A 2,930-nucleotide genomic window follows, 5' to 3' on the forward strand; every position below is an offset into this window, starting at 1 on the left:
GTGGTAACCGTCACAGTAGCGCCCGTTAGAGCAAAGAGCTGCTGCAATTGAGATTGGGCGTTATCAAGAGCGATGGTCATAACATCACCGCGGCAAGCCTTCTCTAACACTTCTGTCTTGCCCATCTTTTGCGCTTGCTCAAAAATTCTAGGATCAACCTGCGTCATACCAAAGACGCCAGCTTGCCAGTCATAGATTTCGATATCGTCTAAATATACTGAGAATATCTCAGACTGCGGCAAGGTGATATCAATCTTTGGCATCAATACGGCAGGATTACTACCTAAGTTTGCGTCATCTTCAGTAGCACTCTCAAACGCTGCAATGTCCTCGGCGCTAGGCTGGGTCACTCGTACCATATCAGGTGTCAAATTAGCCAGATCGACGCCTGCCTCAACGCGGCCACGAACGATAAATAGCCCCTTTTGCTCATCAGTCCAAAGCTTCTGCCAGCTACCCTCGCGCTGACTGGTGATGACCGTATCTACGCTAAAGCCAACCGTTTGCAAGCGATTGAGCTGCTGGATCTGCGTTACCACCCCTTCGCGTGTGATGGTCTCGATAGGCTCGTCTTCTACTTGATTTTGCACCATATAAAAAGCGGCGAGTAAAGCAAGCAGACCTATTATTAACAAAAGCCACGAGGTTTTAGCTATCTTGGTTTTAGGCTTGGTCGAGAGTCGATTGTCAGACGCTGGCATGGCGATATCCTTTTAGGGGTCATGGGCTTAAAGACGATTGAATCATAGATGATCAGCGCATAAGCGAAGACTGCGTTTGTGAATAGGAGATGGGATATAAATGATACCGTCAGAGCCGCACTTCAAGTTATGGCTACCAATTGCTACACATAAGCCTTGCTCAAGACGCCTTTTAGTACGGTAATTTAAGCCATATTTCAACTATCATTAGCCTTTTTTATCTCTATATTGAGCAAAAGCTAAAAAGTCATTGCGTCTAGCTCAAACTTTACCTAACATAGTCTGATTGTGCTGGTGAATACTATCCTGGCCTCTACTCCTATTTTGCGCTTGTAGTCCTTTACCCTGCACCGCGCTACTTATTTATTCTTTATAAAAGATAAGGTTTCGCTTTATTTATGAAAGCCAGTCAGTTTTTATTTGCCACCCTAAAAGAAACGCCAAGCGATGCTGACATCGCCTCAAGCCAGTTAATGGTTCGCGCCGGTCTTATTCGCAAAATCGCCTCTGGACTCTATATTTGGTTACCTATGGGTCTGCGTATCTTGCAAAAGGTCGAAAAAATCGTGCGCGAAGAGATGCAAAGTATCGGCGCGCAAGAAGTGCTTATGCCGATGACTCAACCTGCTGAGCTCTGGCAGATCACTGGGCGTTTTGAAGACTATGGCCCTGAGCTACTGCGCTTCAAAGATCGCCACGATCGTGATTTTGTCTTAGGGCCAACGCACGAAGAGGTCATCACCAATCTAGCTCAAGGCGAACTGCGTAGTTATAAGCAGCTGCCTATTAGCTTCTTTCAGATTCAAAATAAGTTTCGTGATGAGATACGTCCGCGCTTTGGCGTGATGCGTGCGCGCGAATTTACTATGAAAGATGCTTACTCTTTTCATATCGATCAGGCCTCACTAGCAAAAACCTACCATGATATGTATGACGCTTATACTCGTATCTTTACCCGTTTGGGTTTGGACTTTCGCGCAGTGCAAGCGGACACTGGCTCTATCGGCGGTTTTGCCTCGCATGAATTTCATGTCTTAGCTGATAGTGGGGAGGATGATATTGCCTTCTCTGATTCTTCTGATTACGCAGCTAACGTGGAGCTGGCCGAATCAGTCAGTACTGCTGAGCGCCGGCCACCGACACAGGCGCGTGAAGACGTACTAACAGAGAATATGACGACTTGTAAAATGGTCGCAGAGCATTTAGATATTGAGCTTGCCACTACCGTCAAAACCTTGATCGTTCATGGTCATAAAGAAGACGATACCCCGCAACTTATCGCTATTATCTTGCGCGGCGATCATCAATTAAATACCGTAAAAGCGGAGAAGATAGAAGAAGCGAATGTACCACTAACTTTGGCCTCTGATGAAGAGTTAAAAGCGGCAGGCCTTCACAAAGGCTATATCGGCGTTGATTTAGATATGCCAGTATTTGTCGATCGCGCGGCAGCTACTTTGTCAGATTTTGTCTCTGGTGCTAACGAGATTAATAAGCATACTATCGGTATGAATTGGGCGCGTGACGCTAGTATCACCCGCATCGTTGATGTGCGTAATGTCAAGGAAGGCGATCCATCACCCGATGGTAAAGGAGTGCTCAAGATCAAACGTGGTATCGAAGTCGGCCATATCTTCCAGCTGGGTGATAAATACTCGCAAGCCATGGGCTGCACGGTCTCTGGCGAAGATGGTAAGCCTGTCACCTTAATGATGGGCTGCTATGGTATTGGTGTCAGCCGCATTATTGCTGCCGCTATTGAGCAAAATAATGATGAAAACGGTATTATGTGGCCACAAACCCCAAGCGTGACTGATTCAATTGCGCCATTTGAAGTCGCTATCGTACCGATGAAGTCCAAAGAAGATACGGTGATGCAAACCGCGACAGCGCTCTATGAAGAGCTTAAAGCGCAAGGCGTCAATGTATTACTCGACGATCGAAACGAGCGCCCAGGCGTTAAGTTTGCGGATTTGGAGCTGATCGGTATCCCGCATCGTATCGTCGTCTCCGATCGCAACTTGGCAGAGAATAAATTTGAGTACGTCAATCGCCGCGATAGCGAAAAGCAGATGCTAAGTCGTGACGAGGTATTGGCTAAAGTGATCAGCAAATAGGTCAAGCTCTAAAATTAAGCTTCAATATCGGTCAATAAAAAAGCGCCTATCTTACATTTTTGAATGTGTAAGATAGGCGCTTTTTTGTGGGTCATTTAAATCACAGAGCACC

2 protein-coding genes are annotated in these 2,930 nt (G+C 46.3%); one reads left to right on the plus strand and one right to left on the minus strand.

Annotation, left to right across the window (positions count from 1 at the left end; genetic code table 11):
- Window positions 1–701: DUF4230 domain-containing protein (locus ACTXGO_RS11905; protein ID WP_443574671.1), on the minus strand; the 701-nt coding region annotated here is incomplete at its 3' end.
- A 398-nt stretch (window positions 702–1,099) separates the two neighbouring features.
- Between ACTXGO_RS11905 and ACTXGO_RS11910 the strand changes: the two genes are divergently transcribed.
- Window positions 1,100–2,818 carry a proline--tRNA ligase gene (locus ACTXGO_RS11910; RefSeq protein WP_317200847.1) on the plus strand — a complete coding sequence of 573 codons (1,719 nt, stop codon included), beginning with the start codon at window positions 1,100–1,102 and terminating at the stop codon, window positions 2,816–2,818.
- The last annotated feature ends 112 nt before the right edge of the window (window positions 2,819–2,930 follow it).

Source organism: Psychrobacter sp. T6-1, assembly GCF_052258445.1.

Coding starts and splice junctions, on each gene's coding strand:
- ACTXGO_RS11910 (WP_317200847.1), top strand. CDS start 1,100: ATGAAAGCCAGTCAGTTTTTATTTGCCACCCTAAAAGAAACGCCAAGC.